This window comes from Bacillus pumilus (assembly GCF_003431975.1).
Classification (GTDB): Bacteria; Bacillota; Bacilli; order Bacillales; family Bacillaceae; genus Bacillus; species Bacillus pumilus_N.
On sequence record NZ_CP027116.1, the window covers coordinates 3,921,020 to 3,937,399 of the forward strand.

The 16,380-nt window shown below is 39.6% G+C and carries 17 protein-coding genes; 3 read left to right on the forward strand and 14 right to left on the reverse strand.

What is annotated here, in order from left to right; genetic code table 11:
- Positions 1 to 59: 59 nt before the first annotated feature.
- Positions 60 to 1,160, reverse strand: a complete 1,101-nt coding sequence (ychF, locus tag C5695_RS20240) for a redox-regulated ATPase YchF (RefSeq protein WP_117732923.1) — start codon at positions 1,158 to 1,160, stop codon at positions 60 to 62.
- A 217-nt stretch (positions 1,161 to 1,377) separates the two neighbouring features.
- Entirely contained in the window at positions 1,378 to 1,584 is a 207-nt protein-coding gene (locus C5695_RS20245; RefSeq protein WP_012011910.1) for a DUF951 domain-containing protein, read from the reverse strand.
- Positions 1,585 to 1,878: 294 nt separating this feature from the next.
- Between C5695_RS20245 and C5695_RS20250 the strand changes: the two genes are divergently transcribed.
- Both C5695_RS20250 and C5695_RS20255 read left to right on the forward strand, forming a co-directional pair.
- Positions 1,879 to 3,198, forward strand: coding sequence for a hydrolase (locus C5695_RS20250; protein WP_117732925.1), 1,320 nt, complete (start codon positions 1,879 to 1,881; stop codon positions 3,196 to 3,198).
- Positions 3,199 to 3,213: 15 nt separating this feature from the next.
- A complete protein-coding gene (locus C5695_RS20255; protein WP_117732927.1) occupies positions 3,214 to 3,624 on the forward strand; it encodes a hypothetical protein in 411 nt (136 codons plus the stop codon).
- A gap of 25 nt (positions 3,625 to 3,649) precedes the next feature.
- On the opposite strand, the gene C5695_RS20260 is transcribed toward C5695_RS20255, so the two are convergent.
- A complete protein-coding gene (locus C5695_RS20260; protein WP_117732929.1) occupies positions 3,650 to 4,705 on the reverse strand; it encodes a YkvI family membrane protein in 1,056 nt (351 codons plus the stop codon).
- 72 nt (positions 4,706 to 4,777) lie between these two features.
- Between C5695_RS20260 and yyaC the strand changes: the two genes are divergently transcribed.
- The gene (gene yyaC / locus C5695_RS20265; protein ID WP_117732931.1) at positions 4,778 to 5,404 is read left to right on the forward strand and encodes a spore protease YyaC; all 627 of its coding nucleotides are present in this window, start codon (positions 4,778 to 4,780) and stop codon (positions 5,402 to 5,404) included.
- A gap of 25 nt (positions 5,405 to 5,429) precedes the next feature.
- Here yyaC and C5695_RS20270 read toward each other — a convergent pair whose 3' ends face one another.
- From C5695_RS20270 to rpmH, 11 genes are all read right to left on the reverse strand, one after another.
- Positions 5,430 to 6,284, reverse strand: coding sequence for a ParB/RepB/Spo0J family partition protein (locus C5695_RS20270; protein ID WP_117732933.1), 855 nt, complete (start codon positions 6,282 to 6,284; stop codon positions 5,430 to 5,432).
- Positions 6,277 to 7,038 (reverse strand): sporulation initiation inhibitor protein Soj, encoded by a 762-nt coding sequence (soj, locus tag C5695_RS20275; protein WP_008360890.1) that lies wholly within the window; start codon positions 7,036 to 7,038, stop codon positions 6,277 to 6,279. Before soj ends, C5695_RS20270 begins: the two co-directional genes overlap by 8 nt.
- 235 nt (positions 7,039 to 7,273) lie before the next feature.
- Positions 7,274 to 8,098, reverse strand: coding sequence for a C40 family peptidase (locus C5695_RS20280; protein WP_117732935.1), 825 nt, complete (start codon positions 8,096 to 8,098; stop codon positions 7,274 to 7,276).
- Positions 8,099 to 8,227: 129 nt separating this feature from the next.
- Positions 8,228 to 9,103, reverse strand: a complete 876-nt coding sequence (noc, locus tag C5695_RS20285) for a nucleoid occlusion protein (protein ID WP_117732938.1) — start codon at positions 9,101 to 9,103, stop codon at positions 8,228 to 8,230.
- Between the two features lie 105 nt (positions 9,104 to 9,208).
- Positions 9,209 to 9,928, reverse strand: a complete 720-nt coding sequence (gene rsmG, locus C5695_RS20290; protein WP_117732939.1) for a 16S rRNA (guanine(527)-N(7))-methyltransferase RsmG — start codon at positions 9,926 to 9,928, stop codon at positions 9,209 to 9,211.
- 13 nt (positions 9,929 to 9,941) lie between these two features.
- Positions 9,942 to 11,828 (reverse strand): tRNA uridine-5-carboxymethylaminomethyl(34) synthesis enzyme MnmG, encoded by a 1,887-nt coding sequence (gene mnmG / locus C5695_RS20295; protein WP_117732941.1) that lies wholly within the window; start codon positions 11,826 to 11,828, stop codon positions 9,942 to 9,944.
- 17 nt (positions 11,829 to 11,845) lie between these two features.
- Positions 11,846 to 13,225 carry a tRNA uridine-5-carboxymethylaminomethyl(34) synthesis GTPase MnmE gene (gene mnmE / locus C5695_RS20300; protein ID WP_117732943.1) on the reverse strand — a complete coding sequence of 460 codons (1,380 nt, stop codon included), beginning with the start codon at positions 13,223 to 13,225 and terminating at the stop codon, positions 11,846 to 11,848.
- A 401-nt stretch (positions 13,226 to 13,626) separates the two neighbouring features.
- Positions 13,627 to 14,250 (reverse strand): RNA-binding cell elongation regulator Jag/EloR, encoded by a 624-nt coding sequence (gene jag, locus C5695_RS20305; RefSeq protein WP_117732945.1) that lies wholly within the window; start codon positions 14,248 to 14,250, stop codon positions 13,627 to 13,629.
- Complete coding sequence (gene spoIIIJ / locus C5695_RS20310; protein ID WP_117733227.1) at positions 14,247 to 15,029, reverse strand: YidC family membrane integrase SpoIIIJ; 783 nt, start codon at positions 15,027 to 15,029, stop codon at positions 14,247 to 14,249. Before spoIIIJ ends, jag begins: the two co-directional genes overlap by 4 nt.
- Positions 15,030 to 15,187: 158 nt before the next feature.
- Positions 15,188 to 15,547 (reverse strand): ribonuclease P protein component, encoded by a 360-nt coding sequence (gene rnpA / locus C5695_RS20315; RefSeq protein ID WP_117732947.1) that lies wholly within the window; start codon positions 15,545 to 15,547, stop codon positions 15,188 to 15,190.
- Between the two features lie 78 nt (positions 15,548 to 15,625).
- Entirely contained in the window at positions 15,626 to 15,760 is a 135-nt protein-coding gene (gene rpmH, locus C5695_RS20320) for a 50S ribosomal protein L34 (RefSeq protein WP_008360908.1), read from the reverse strand.
- Between the last annotated feature and the right edge of the window lie 620 nt (positions 15,761 to 16,380).

Here is a 16,380-nt window from a genome sequence, read left to right on the forward strand (position 1 = left end):
ATAAATTATATTACTCACAATTGTATATTATAACAAATTACTTGGCCTATGACAAGAACCTATACGTTAAAACGGAAATGAATGACGTCTCCATCTTTCACTACATATTCTTTACCTTCTAGACGGACTTTTCCTGCCTCTTTTGCAGCAGACATACTTCCGCCAGCTAGTAAATCCTCATAAGCAACTGTTTCAGCACGAATAAATCCACGCTCGAAGTCCGTATGAATGATTCCAGCACATTCTGGTGCCTTCATTCCTTTTTTAAATGTCCAAGCACGTACTTCCTGCTCACCTGCTGTGAAATAAGTAGCTAACCCAAGAAGTGAATAAGACGCTTTGATCAGCTGATCTAAACCTGATTCTTTAATGCCAAGCTCTTCAAGGAACATTTGCTTCTCTTCTCCTTCAAGCTCTGCAATTTCAGACTCAATCTTTGCGCAAACGACGATGACTTCAGCATTTTCACCAGAAGCAAACTCACGGATTTGCTGCACATATTCGTTGCCATCGTGATCCGCTACTTCATCCTCACTCACATTCGCTACATAAAGAACTGGTTTAGATGTCAGTAAATGAAGCTGTTTCACAAGCTTTTGCTGCTCATCCGTAAATTCTACAGATCTTGCCGATTGCCCAGCTTCAAATGCGTGCATTAGCTTCGACAAAATATCAAATTCAGCTACCGCTTCCTTGTCCTTTTGTTTCGCAAGCTTACTCACACGAGCCAAACGCTTTTCAACTGTTTCTACATCAGCCAAAATCAATTCTAAATTAATGGTTTCGATATCCGACACAGGGTCAACCTTACCTGATACGTGTGTGATATTATCATCTGCAAAAGCTCTCACCACATGACAGATCGCATCTACTTGGCGAATGTGAGAAAGGAATTTATTCCCTAAACCTTCACCTTTAGAAGCTCCTTTGACAATACCAGCAATATCAGTGAATTCAAAAGCAGTCGGAACTGTCTTTTTAGGCTGCACCAATTCTGTTAGCTTTTGTAATCTTTCGTCTGGAACTTCTACAATTCCCACGTTTGGATCAATGGTACAAAACGGATAGTTAGCAGACTCCGCTCCAGCCTGTGTAATTGCATTAAATAGCGTTGACTTCCCGACGTTAGGTAAGCCAACAATACCAGCTGTTAAAGCCATTCTTTCATCTCCTCTATATAAAACGTGCTCGTTATACTGCGTAATATGAACCTAGAGCAATTATAAGTAGGTTTACATGAAAAGACAAGCTCACCGTTATGCATTATTAATAGAAGAAACATTGCCAAAAAGAAGAAATCAGTGCTTTAAAACATGAATTTGCATCTGCTTCTTCTATACAAAAGACGAATTTCATCAAAAAAAGCATGAGGCCTACTTAAGCAGTTGGCTCCTCATGCTTGACGAGAATTTTCTTCATTTTTCGTTCAAAGTCTCTTCTTGGAATCATCACGCTGTGTCCACAGCCTTCACATTTAATGCGAATATCCATGCCCAAACGAATGACCTTCCACCGATTGACACCACATGGATGGGGCTTTTTCATCTCTACGACATCGTGTAACCCAAACGCTTTGTCTGCCATCAGCCTTCACCTCTCTTGCTCACTTCATTGAATCTATTGTACAAAAAAACGGCGATGAAGAGCAATGCACAAAACAAAGAGCCTCTTTCAATCGTTCATCCTATTCTTTTTTATAGAAAAAACCCTTCTTTTAGATCATTTTATTTGTGACCAATAGTTACTTAAACTCCGCTTTTTTTCAATATTGTCACAAACACCGTAGGTCAAAAGGTTTTTATTGGTAGATCACTGTGGTTTTTCCATATTTTTTGATTTATGATATCTGCATAAATGTTATGTGAGGGAGCAGGTACGATGGTCAATCGAAAGGATAGATTAACTGATAAAGAATATAAAATCATATCCGATCATGCTGGAAACATAGACAATTACCAGCAGCACCATACGATAGAAATAGGTCAGCAAACGCTCACTGTCCGCGATTTTCTCAAAGTCGATCATCAATTATATGGTTTAACGATGCAGCCGGAACAATCAGATGAGTTCATCGTCGCTTTTCACTGTCCACTGCCAAATCAAACGACAGTGACCTCGCCACAAGATATACACACAGCGGCACAGTCATTGCTCAAAACGGATTATGCCTATCCGATTGAAAAGAAGTCCCTTGAGGGCAATCAAGATCATGCCTTTTTTAAAGGGAAGGAATACATAGAGCAAGTCTGTCAGCAGCATCCAAATGCAGGTATCTATCTCACTGGACAAGCACTTGCCGGTGCTGTTTGTGCTTATGTTGCAACAGAACAGCCAGCTGTCAAAAAAGCCGTCACCTTTGATAGCCCAAATATATGGAGCAGTCTGTCGCCTTCAATTCAGCAGAAGGCACAGCAAGGTCAATATACACGAGTATTGACTGAATATATTCAACCTAGTCATTATGTCGGTTTACTCAATCGTCAAGATCATGGGGTTGGTCAAGTGAAGTACACCGTACCACCAAGGCAGCAAGACGCCGCCCAAGAATCCGTTAGATATAAAAAAAGAGAAATTGACACCTTTTTAAAATCAGCTTTTTCGTCTATGAATATAGAATGGAACGAATCCTTTGATACAAACGCTTTTTTAGCTCTTATTTCTGGGAGCTATAAAGTAAATGGGTATTCATTCCATAAAGATGGATCTGCCCGTATGTTAGATGAACAGCTTGATCATAATACAAGTTTTACAGCTATGCTGTTGCAAGAAATTCATTCTGGACGTGCATATGCACAAAGCGGTCTTGAAATTATCATAAAATCCCATTTACTGAAAAACTCATCCTACGATCTTCAGAGCATTATTGAACATGAAGTTCACACTGTATTTGAGAGAATCGATGGGATCGATGAAAGTGTAAAAGACGCCGTCCAGCATGTAAAACAAGAGCTAAAAGGACTCGTCGGCTTTGGCCACTATGATTTATTAAGTCCTAGTGATGTGGAAGCTTTGGTAGAGGAAGTGAGGATGGAACAACATCATTCCTCCTTTTATTCACACGACAAACAGCTTAATGCCCTGTACACCCTAAGAGATTACGAACAGGAACTTTCTACCCTTTCAAGACATATGTACACAATGGGTGATGACTACGCCAAGGCAGATAGACGCCTTGCAGTACAAATGGGTATTCATTAAGAAAGGAGTCACGGCATGATCAATCAAAATAAGCCTCCTAGTGACGCCCAGCGTTTCTTGCAAAATGTAAGTGCTCGCCGCTCCATGTCTGTCTTCGAAAATCAATCGGCACCGCACACACAAACGCAGTCCCCTGAAGAAATGGCTGCGATACAAGCCATGCGCAGAGAAGGACAGCGAAAGGATCTAAAACGGCTGCTCAAAATGCGGCTGCATGATGAATTATCAAACACTCGCGTGCACTTGGAGTATCAATTGGCAAAAACAGAAGACATGATCAACCAGACAACCATTGTCAAACAACACATTTCCCAGCATTTAAAGGGACAAGCCATTTCAGAATTAGAAGAACGCCTTCAGCGTCTCAAGCAAATGCCCGTCTATGATGATATTAAGGAAGCCATTGATTCAATTCGGATAAAATAAGCACAGCTCTAACAAAGAGATGTGCTTATTTTATTTTATCAATATAATTTTTAGAGCGGGAAAATATCTTTTTACTTAAAATCGGATATAGCATTAAACAGACAAGCAAATAAAGATTCAATAAACTATATATCGGATACAAGAAAGCAATCAAATCTGCAAATCCAAGTGATGTCAAAGGCGCCATCAAAAGAAGCATCACCAGCACAACCAGCCAGCGAGGCAATCGTACAAGAGAGAGCATTCGGCTGGATAGACCAAATAAACCAGCGGCTGTCGTCGTATAAATGGCTAGACAAAGGACAACAGTCATAAACACAAACAATGACGTTGGCGCCCCTTCTAATACTGTAAACAAAGGAATGCCCTCTGCTGATAGGCTCCCAGATATATCAACTAGTATTTCGTTATATACGTACGAGATCACTCCAAAAATGAGACCGCTTAATATACTCGCCACTTTGGCCTCTCCAAGTCCCTTCATTTCTTTCCCAACCGAAGACAGCACGGCCACAACAGATAATATATTCAAAGAAGCAAAGACAATGCTGGCAGGCCAATTGTACTGCTGCCCAAAATCAATCCGCCACATATGATCATGGTTCATATAATAAAAAACAAACGCATAGATGAGACCCGCCACCAAAATTGGTATAATGAAAGCATTCACAGATAAGAGCCCTTTCACATCCCAGAAAAAAATCATAAATGAAAACAGACAAAATGCACCGATACCCACCCAAAATGGCACATGATACATCTCGAGCGTCACCCCGCCACCGGCAATCATGACCGTCGTTGTCGTGAATAAATAAAGGACAATTAAAACGTCATACACTTTAGCCAGCCATGGACCGACAAGCCGCTCTAGCACTGGCACAAAGTGATCGGCACGCACCTCATAACTGATTTTCAACACCACATAGGTAGACAGCATAAACATCAATGTAAACAGTAGAATGGCTAGTCCGCTATCAATGCCAAAAAACTGCCAAATTTCTTGGCCGGAAGCATACCCCGCCCCTATTAAGCTTCCTAAAATTAAAAGCGTCCACCTTGAACCAGCCTTCCACACAAACATCACCTCATAGGTATAGAATTAAGCTTGTTTCCGTATACTGTTACTAACTACTATGACAAGGAAGTGAGACCTATGAATAGCAAGAACGGTCTTTTTTTTAGAAATAGGGTGAAAGAATACGTGTCCCATACGGATACAAATGCCATTCAACAACTTAAAAGTATTTTATTCTCGCATCTTCAGAAAGCAGGAAAAAGACCCGTTGCCATTGTTTGTATTGGCACCGACCGCTCAACTGGCGACTCTCTAGGTCCACTTGTTGGTGCAAAGCTTTCCGGTCTGGATTTGAAAAAGCTTCATGTATATGGAACACTCTCTGACCCAGTTCATGCTGTCAATCTAAAAGAAAAGCTCGCTGAAATTGAACAAGCTCATAAACATCCGTTTATTGTGGCGATTGATGCCTGTTTAGGCAGAGTGAAAAGTGTAGGTTCCTTCCAAATTGGAGATGGGCCGTTAAAGCCAGGAGCAGGCGTACAAAAGGAGCTGCCAGAGGTAGGAGATATTCATATTAATGGGATCGTCAATGTGAGCGGCTTTATGGAATACTTCGTTCTCCAAAACACCCGTCTCCATCTTGTCATGTCTATGGCCAATACACTTTCTGAAAGTCTATCTCACATTGATCAAATGGATTGGACAAGAGAAAAAAACCGGTCTCTTTTCTCCCCTATTCAAAATATCACTGGGAGAATATAAAAAAGACCATCTCGTATCAAGATGGTCACTCTGCTGATTCTCTCGTAGAAAGCAATTCGAGAATTCTTTCTAAATCTTCGTTAGAGAGAAATTCAATCTCTATTTTCCCTTTTTTCTTCTGTTTCTTGATCGTCACTGAAGTACCAAAGTAGTTTTGTAAGAAAGACTCTCTTTCTTTCAAGATTCGATCCTTTGGTGCTTCTTGTTTCTTTGTTTCACGTGGAACATTTTCGTTTAACTGCTGAACAAGTTTCTCAACCTGACGTACGTTTAACCCCTCATCCACGATTTTCTTAACCAATGGCGCCAGCTTCTTTTTGTTTTTCAAGCTAAGCAATGTTCTTCCATGTCCCATCGATAGCGCTCCATCAGCAATCAGCTTTTGTACTTCATCTGGTAAAGTCAAAAGACGGAGGTGGTTCGCAATATGCGGTCTGCTTTTGCCTAATCGCTTCGCTAATTCCTCTTGCGTCACACTGAGGTGATCTAGCAAAGAGGCATAGGCTTCCGCTTCTTCCAATGGAGATAAATCTTCACGCTGCAGGTTTTCTAAAAGGGCAATCTCTCTCATCAGCGTTTCTGAAAATTCTCTAACGATTGCAGGAATCGTTGTCAGACCAGCTTGTTGTGCTGCACGGAAACGGCGCTCGCCTGCTACAATGTCATAGCCTTTAATCGATTTACGGACAATGATCGGCTGTAAAACACCGTGCTGCTGAATGGATTCTTTGAGATCAGACAATGCATCATCATCAAACGTTTTCCTTGGCTGATATGGATTCGGACGCAGATCCTTTAATTTGATTTCTTCGACAGATTCTTCATTTGAGTCTACATTGTTAAATAGTGCATTAATACCCTTTCCAAGACCTTTAGCCATTCGCATCCACTTCCTTTGCTAAGTCTAAATAGACATCTGCACCTCTTGAACGTGGATCATACAAGATAATCGGCTTCCCATGACTAGGCGCTTCACTCAGTCTTACATTCCGCGGAATCACGGTCTGATAGACTTTATCTCTAAAGTATTTCTTCACTTCTTCGATGACCTGAATCCCAAGATTTGTACGTGCATCAAGCATTGTCAATAAGACACCTTCAATGGCAAGATCCGTATTTAAATGCTTCTGCACGAGACGAACTGTATTTAACAATTGACTCAAACCTTCAAGCGCATAATATTCGCACTGTACAGGTATTAAAACGGAATCGGATGCAGTTAACGCATTAATCGTCAGCAATCCAAGTGATGGCGGGCAGTCAATAATCATATAATCATAATTTTGTTTCACAGATTCAAGTGCTCTCTTCAGCCTCACTTCACGTGAGATCGTAGGCACAAGCTCTATTTCTGCCCCTGCAAGCTGTATCGTCGCAGGAATAACATCAAGATTTTCGACCTCTGTCGTTTTAATGACATCTAGAACATCTGCATCATCAACTAAAATATCGTACACACATTTCTCTACGTCGGCCTTCTCAATACCAATACCACTCGTGGCATTGCCCTGCGGATCAATATCAACTAACAACACTCGCTTGCCTATGTATGCTAAACACGCACCCAAATTAACAGAAGTTGTCGTCTTCCCAACGCCGCCCTTCTGGTTGGTAATCGCTATGATTTTTCCCACGATGTCACCCACTTTCAACTTAACAAGTTTCTCATTCATTCATACTTCCTATTCTATCAAAAAAAGTATGAAACGTTTGCTTTTTTTGTTTCTCTATTATAAATTCGTCAGCAAATACCTATTTTCGTACTCGAATGAACGAAAATAGGCACAATGAAAAATATATTGATATATCTTTTTCAAGGATTGTCTATACATAAAAAACCCTCACTTCCATCAAAGTGAGGGTTACATATCAAAAATTTAATCCACCAATTTTACGGCCTTCGTTCACAATGACCTTAGGAGTCACTGTATGATAGTTTCTCTTTTTTAAGAAACCATAGGGGGTTTTAATGGTAAATGTCGCTTGTCCTAAAGCGTCACCTGTTTTGGCATAGGCCTGCCACACAATTTTTGAACAATACGTCGGATCGAGTGATTGGATGGACATAGTGATGGAGTATCGCGCCTTTGGATGTGCTGTCACATAATCATGTGCCCATTCCCCTGCTAGATCTGCTGTTTCCTCTTGATTGATTCGAATGACCTTCGTATTGGCACTATAACGAAACCAACTTTGAATGGAATCAAGTTCAGGATGCTGTCGAAACCCTGGAATGGAAGCATATTTTTTTTCATTAATGACGATACCTGCATGACCTATTAAACCATTCAAAGCGCCAGTGCTTGTCACCAATATATCCCCTTTTTTAGGCATAATATCAGTACCAGGGTACGGCTTTCCTAAAAGATGCTTGATGGTGTGCGGCTTTTCATCCGTCACCATCTCATCCTGCTTATTTTGCCGTAAGCCATAGTCCTTCAAATCATCGTCAGCTGAAATCAATTCGATCGTATCGTCCTGAGACGCTTGATCTTGATTTAATTGCTGTACAGTGACCTCCTTAGACACAGCACCTTGTTTCTTCAGAACGTTCAGTTCTTTTTTGGTCACCGGGTTTTCTTCGGCAGGAGCTGATGATGAATTCACAGCAAATACCATGGTTTCATTTGTTGAAAGAGAAAAAGAAAATAGTAAATAACAGATAATAGCAAAAGTAGTCTTTTTCATTTTCATCGAGTAGTTGTCACCTCCTTCCTACTATGAAAATCATATTTTACCAATTTATATATAATAAGTAAATATCAAGCATGTAGAAAATAAAGCAACAAAAAAAGCTGACGAGTGGCTCTCATCAGCTTTTTTCTATTTAGGAATTCGAATCGTCAATTGGATAAATTCCTCAAATTCTTCTTCCTCGGTATTTATTTTAAGTCCGCTGTCTTCAACCATATGGAGAGACTGACGAATGGTATTCATCGCAATTCGTGTATCACGGCTAAACGCCTTACGTTTTGGCTTCGGTTTGCGATCTGTTTTTTGTTCAAGCATCTTCACTACACGCTCTTCAGTTTGTTTCACATTGAGCTGCTTTTCGATGATTTCCTGCAATAGCGTGATTTGTAATTCTGGAAGCTTTAGGGGTACAAGTGAACGGGCATGCCTTTCAGAGATTTTTTTCTCTAAAATGGCCTGTTGTACCTCTTCAGGCAACTTTAAAAGTCTTAATTTGTTTGCAACAGTTGATTGTCCCTTGCCTAAGCGCTGAGCAAGCGCCTCCTGTGTTAAATCATGAAGCTCTAATAGACGTGCATAAGCATGAGCTTCTTCAATAGCAGAGAGCTCTTCCCTTTGCAAATTTTCAATCAATGCAACAGATGCCGTTTCCGTATCAGTAAAATCTTTTATAATAGCGGGGATTTTCTCCCATTGAAGAGTCTGTACCGCTCTCCAACGTCTTTCGCCGGCGATCAGTTCATATTTACCTTCTTCTTCTGTTGGTCTGACAACAATAGGTTGGATAATGCCATGGGTATGAATCGTCGTGGCCAGCTCTTGTATCTTTTCTTCTGAAAAAATGGTGCGTGGCTGAAAACGGTTTGGCAAAATTGTGTCGACCGGGAGCTCCTGTATCTCTTCCTTTAATGTATCATGCTCAGCAATCTCTGCCTCTATTTCGGTTTCACGCTCAGGATGTTCTTTGTCACCAAGCCCGAAGAAGCGTGAGAGTGAATGCTTCATGAACCTACACCACCTTTAAAAACTACCTTTTTATAATTCTATTTTCTCATGTTTTTTCCTTCTGTAAAATCTTAAATATTGAAGAAAAACCGACCTTTTACATGATCAACCTTCTATTGGTGATTTATTAGGTGTTCCTGGTTTTCTAGGATATTTTTTTGGTGTTTGTTTCTTCTTTTCAATGACAATGATGTTCCGTTCGCTTTCTTCTAAAGGAAGAACAAAGGAATGCTTTTCAATAACCTCTCCCCCGAGGACAGTAACGGCTTTTTTCCCTGCTTGCATTTCTTCGTCAGCAGCAGATGCTTTTAATGCCACAAACAAGCCTTCCTTTTTTACAAGGGGCAGACATAGTTCGCTCAAGACGGATAAACGTGCAACCGCTCTAGCAGTGACAAGATCATAGCTTTCACGCTTTTCCTTACGCTGTCCAAACGTTTCCGCACGATCATGATAAAAAGTAGTATCTTGTAAGTTTAACCCTTTTGCTAACTCATTGAGAAACGTAATTCGTTTCTGAAGAGAATCAACAATGGTCACATGTAGATGAGGGAAGCAAATTTTAAGAGGAATGCTTGGGAAACCAGCACCAGCTCCAATATCACAAATCGTTGTCACTTTGTGAAAATCAATAAAAAATGCTGCTGAAATTGAATCATAAAAATGCTTTAAATACACTTCTTCCTTTTCAGTAATGGACGTTAAATTCATCTTCTCGTTCCATTCTACAAGCATGTGGAAGTAAGTTTCAAATTGTTCAAGCTGCACAGGAGAAAGGGCCATCCCTTTCTCCTCTAGTGCTGCTGTAAATTGTTCAATGTTCATGCCGACATCCTTTCTATTCTGCTATCTTCGCAATACGTCCCTGCTCTAAATACACTAAAAGGATAGAAATATCAGCAGGGTTAACGCCTGAAATACGAGAAGCCTGTGCAACAGAAAGCGGTCGGACTTCTTTCAGTTTTTGTTTCGCTTCAGTTGCAATTCCTTTAATGGCATCATAATCAATACGATCAGGAATCTTTTTATTCTCCATTTTTTTCAGCTTTTCTACTTGTTGGAGTGACTTTTCAATATAGCCTTCGTATTTAATTTGGATCTCTACTTGCTCACTCACATCAGAAGGAAGCAGTGTTTCAGCAGGAGCTAATGTCACGACAGATTCATAGTTCATTTCTGGACGTTTCATCAAATCACTTGCACGTATACCGTCCTTAAGCTCACTTCCACCTAATGAACGAATAAATTCTTGTGTTTCTGCTGTAGGTTTGATGATGACAGAATATAAACGTTTTTTCTCTGCTTCAATGGCTTCTTTTTTCTGCTGGAATGCTTGGAATCTTTCTTCGGAAATTAATCCAATATGATGGCCAAGTTCAGTTAATCTTAAGTCCGCATTGTCATGACGAAGAAGCAGGCGATACTCTGCACGGGATGTCAAAAGACGATAAGGTTCATTTGTTCCTTTTGTGACAAGGTCATCAATGAGAACACCGATATATGCATCAGATCGGCTTAAAATGACTTCTTCTTTACCCAATGCTTTTCTTCCTGCATTAATACCTGCCATAATTCCTTGACCTGCTGCTTCCTCATAACCAGACGTACCATTAATTTGACCGGCTGTATATAATCCAGAAATTTTCTTCGTCTCAAGTGTAGGCCACAACTGAGTAGGTACAATTGCATCATACTCGATGGCGTAACCCGCTCTCATCATTTGTACATTTTCAAGTCCTGGGATGGTTGAAAGCATACGCTGCTGTACATCCTCCGGAAGACTTGTAGACAACCCTTGAACATAAACTTCCTGCGTATTACGACCTTCTGGCTCTAAGAAAATTTGATGTCTCGGTTTGTCATTGAAACGAACCACTTTATCTTCAATAGATGGACAGTATCTAGGACCAGTTCCTTTAATCATACCTGAATACATTGGAGAACGGTGAAGATTCTCATCAATAATTTGATGTGTTTCTAAACTCGTATATGTTAACCAGCATGGCAGCTGATCTGTGATATATTCAACCGTTTCATAGGAGAACGCCCGCGGGACATCATCACCTGGTTGAATTTCTGTTTTACTATAGTCAATCGAGTGACTATTCACTCGAGGAGGTGTTCCTGTTTTAAAACGAACCAAATCGAACCCTAACTCTGCTAGGTGATCCGATAATTTGATTGATGGCTGCTGGTTATTAGGACCACTTGAATACGATAGATCCCCTAAAATAATGCGGCCTTTTAAGAAAGTCCCAGTCGTTAACACAACAGACTTCGCACGATAATTCGCACCTGTTTGTGTAACAACACCTTTACATTCATCATCTTCTACAATTAAATGATCCACCATACCTTGCAGCATGGTCAAGTTTGGTTCATTTTCCATTGTTTTTTTCATTTCATGCTGATATTGGAACTTATCTGCTTGCGCTCTTAACGCACGGACAGCAGGTCCTTTCCCCGTATTCAGCATGCGCATTTGAATATGCGTCTTATCTATATTTCGTGCCATTTCTCCGCCTAGTGCATCAATTTCTCTGACGACAATCCCTTTTGCAGGGCCGCCTACGGACGGATTACATGGCATAAAAGCAACCATATCGAGGTTGATAGTCAATACAAGTGTTTTAGCGCCCTGTCTTGCAGAAGCAAGAGCAGCCTCAACTCCAGCATGACCGGCACCCACGACGATTACGTCATAATTGCCAGCTTCATAACCCATTTCTTATGTTCCTCCCTTTACTTTCCTAAACAGAATTGAGAGAATAACTGATCAATCAAACTTTCATGAACAGCATCCCCAATAATTTCACCTAGCTGTTCCCAGCAGCGTGTTAAATCTATTTGAACAATGTCGATCGGTATATCCATTTCAATTCCTTCAAGAGCATCCTCAATAGATTGTTTTGCTGCCTGAAGGAGAGCAATATGCCTTGTATTACTTACATACGTTAAATCTCCACTTTCAATTGAGCCAGTGAAGAACAATGATTGAATCGCCATTTCAAGCTCATCAATGCCTTTTTCTTGTAATAATGATGTGGTGACCACCGGACGATCCTTCGCTAACTGCTTGACCTTATCTACATCAAGCTTAGGCTCAAGATCTGTCTTATTCACAATTACGATGATATCCATACCTGAGACAGCCTCAAAAAGCTTTATATCTTCTTCTGATAATTCTTCGCTATAATTGAGCACGAGTAAAATCAAGTCAGCTTCTTTTAAGACCTGTCTAGACCGTTCAACCCCTATACGCTCAACAATGTCCTCAGTCTCACGTATCCCAGCAGTATCAACTAGACGAAGAGGTACACCTCTTACATTCACATATTCCTCAATGACATCTCTCGTAGTTCCAGGAATATCTGTCACAATCGCCTTTGTTTCCTGTACAAGACTATTCAACAAGGAAGACTTTCCAACATTCGGCCTTCCTATAATCACAGTAGATAAGCCCTCTCGAAGAATTTTCCCCTGCTGAGAAGTCATGAGCAGCGACTCAATTTCTTTTTTGACCGATGTCGCTTTTTCCACTAAAACGCGATGTGTCATTTCTTCAACATCGTCATACTCAGGATAATCAATATTGACTTCTACATGCGCCAGTGTTTCCAGGATCTCGCCGCGCAGCCGCTGTATCAAACCGGAAAGGCGTCCCTCCATTTGAGTAATTGCTACGTTCATCGCACGATCTGTCTTTGCCCGAATCAAGTCCATGACGGCCTCTGCTTGCGAAAGATCTATTCTTCCATTTAAGAAAGCACGTTTTGTGAACTCACCTGGCTCCGCTAATCTTGCTCCTTCTCTTAAAGCAAGCTGCAATACTTTATTGACCGTAACAATTCCGCCATGGCAGTTGATCTCAATAACGTCTTCTCTCGTAAATGTTTTTGGCGCTCGTAGTACTGACACCATGACCTCTTCTATTACTTGATCAGTACTTGAATCTACAATATGACCATAATGAATGGTATGAGAATCCACTGAAACAAGTTTTTTCTCCTTCGGCCCTCTATACATCCGATCAGCGATTTGTACCGCATCAGGCCCGCTTAAACGAATAATCGCAATTGCTCCTTCACCCATCGGCGTAGAAATTGCTGCAATTGTATCCATTTCTCATTCACCTCTTTCTCTAATTAATAGACATTCTTTATCTATTAAATGGACATTGTCCATCTCTATATCAAAAACGCTTAATCCAAAATTTAAAGATACCATAAATGAAAGCGAAGTGAAAGTGTTCCAAATCTAATTATCCACAGCTTTACATCCTATCTATTTTAACACTTAACTTATCCACATGTGAATAACGACGTTCTTCACTTATCTTCACATCTTACACCGAAAACCAATAAATTTAAACGCCTTGCTCCTCTTACTGACTTGTAAAAATGGCATTTTCCATTCATTTCACACACTAACTTTTTAGAAATAAAGGATGAATCTGCTATAGAAAGACAATTTTTCAATAAAAAAAGACTAAAATCCAGCTTTGCTGAATCTTAGCCTTTCTGCTATTTTTTATACAGCACCACAACATGACGTTTACTGCCTGTATCTTCCGATGCTGTTGCAAGTTCCTTAGAAAATGCGGCAATTGTATCATGAATCACTTTTCGTTCATTCGAAGGCATCGGTTCTAAATGAACCTTTCTCTTCGTTTTTAAAACTCGGTTTGCTGTCTTGAGAGCATATTGTTCAAGTGCTTCTTGTCGCTTCTTCCTATAATCTCCAATATCAATGGTAATATGATGATACTGATCAGAATAACGATTAAACACTAACTGTACCAATGTTTCTAAAGAGTACAAAGTTTGTCCTCTTTTTCCAATCATTAATGACGTTTTATCTCCATCAATGTGGAAAGCAATCTTTTTCGGTTCCTGTTTGGAAATAATCTTCGCTTTAGGATCAATGGATTTAACAATATTATCTAAATACTGTGTAGCTAATTTAAGAGCATTTCTCTTTTCTATCAATTTGACTACAGCTTGTCTTTTACCAAATAATCCCAAAAAACCTTTATTTCCTTCGTCTACTATCTTGATATCTACTTCTTCTTTTAGAAGCTGAATTTGTTTAAGTCCGGAATCTACTGCTTCTTCGATTGTGCGACCGACAGCAGTTATTTCCTTCATTTTTTATTCCCGCCAGCGTTTTCTTTTGTATCTAATTTTACTTGAGGTGTTTTAATCACTAAAGTTTGAATGATCATGAAAATATTCCCTACAACCCAGTACAATGAAAGTGCGGCTGGGAAACTAATAGCAAATACAATAATCATAATCGGCATCACCCATAGCATAATAGCCATTTGAGGGTTGTCCGAAGGATTTCCTGCCATCATCAGCTTTTGCTGAATGAAAGTCGCGACACCCGCAATAATTGGTAATAAGAACAACGGATCTGGACTACCTAAGTCAAACCATAAGAATGTATGCTTTTTAATTTCTGCTGTTCTCATAATCGCATGGTAAAAACCAATTAGAATTGGCATCTGAATTAAAATTGGGAAACAGCCAGCTAAAGGATTGACACCATTTTTTTGGAAAAGGGCCATTGTTTCCTGTTGAAGCTGCTGTTGAGTTTTTTGATCTTTAGAGCTATATTTTTCACGAAGCTTTTTCAATTCAGGCTGCAATGCTTGCATCGCTTTTGTACTTCTTAACTGCTTAATCATTAATGGTAAAATGAGCAAGCGGATTAACAGTGTAACAATAATGATCGCAACACCGTAGTTTTCACCAGTCAAATTCGCCATGTACGTGATTAATTGAGATAGAGGGTACACAATATACGAATTCCAAAATCCCTTACTATCTGATGTGATTGGTTCATTGATTTGTGTACAACCAGCCAATAGAACCAACACGCCAATCAAGCTAAATATTAGTAATAATCGCCTTTTCAACAAGATTCCTCCCATTACTTCAAACTTTATTTAAGTTGGAATTGATTACGAAAGTGACTCACCTAATCAGTATGGTAACATTTTTTCATTACAAAGTGGTGGTTTCATTTTAATTCACTAGATGAAGGAAGCGCTTTTAAAAATTGATTCAACGAAAGTTTCTATTACGAAGACTTTTTCGGTTGTTGTTGATAAACAGCGGATTTTCTAAATAAATGTTGGAGAGACTTCTTTGTTTCTTCAAAGGTCAATTCACTCGCTGGTTTTCGTGCAATGACAATGTAGTCTTTTTCTTGCTTTAACTTATGACCTTCCTCTAAAAACACTTGGCGGACCAGTCGTTTAATTCGATTTCTCATGACTGCATTACCAATTTTCTTACTGACAGACAATCCTAAACGAAGTTCATCTTGATTTGGTTGATCCAGCTGGTAAATAACGAATTGGCGATTCGCCATTGATTGACCTTTTTTGAACACTTTTTGAAACTCTTCATTTTTTTTTAGCCTGTTTCGCTTCTTCATGTTTTCTTCCACTCCGATAAAAACTGACAGTTCATTTACGATTTTATGTAAAAAAGACCACTGACATTATTCAGTGGCCTAAGCTGATAATTTTTTTCTACCTTTGCTGCGGCGTCGCTTTAAAACTAGACGTCCGTTTTTAGAACTCATACGGCTGCGGAAGCCATGAACTTTACTACGCTTACGGTTATTTGGTTGAAACGTTCTTTTCATTTATGACACCTCCCTGAGGAATAGCTGTTTAAGACAGTCTAACTCATTATATTTGTGTAACCCATCGATTGTCAATATCAATGATAAAACTCTTATTATCAACCTTATAAGCATAACATAAGTTATCAAACGAAGAAACCTTCTTTTTCAGTTTCCAGCATTTTATTCTTTTTTTCCTCCTAAAAGGCCTTCAAATCTAGAGTGTGGATACTTTTCCGGCACATTTAGACTATCCACACCCATTATCGACATTTTTTTCACACAAATAACCGATGTGGATAATTATTTTTCAACAGGATGTAAAGTGTGTGGATAAGTTTGTGACACCCATTGCGCCATCTCGTTTATTTTGATATTATATTTGTGTTTTAACTCTTAATTACTTATCTGACCTATTTATGTTATCCACAAATTGTGGATAAGCTGTGGAAAGTTATTACACAGGGTGTTGAATTGTTTATCCACAGACTGTGTAATTTGTCGAAAAGACGTTTTTCTACTATATTAATTGTTTTCAACAACGTATGTGCACGAATGGTTATGACCATTTGCTCTTTTTCGTGTTCTATAACAGTTTGATACTGGTCATTTTAAAAAGAAAAGGAGGGGGGAGAAGCCTT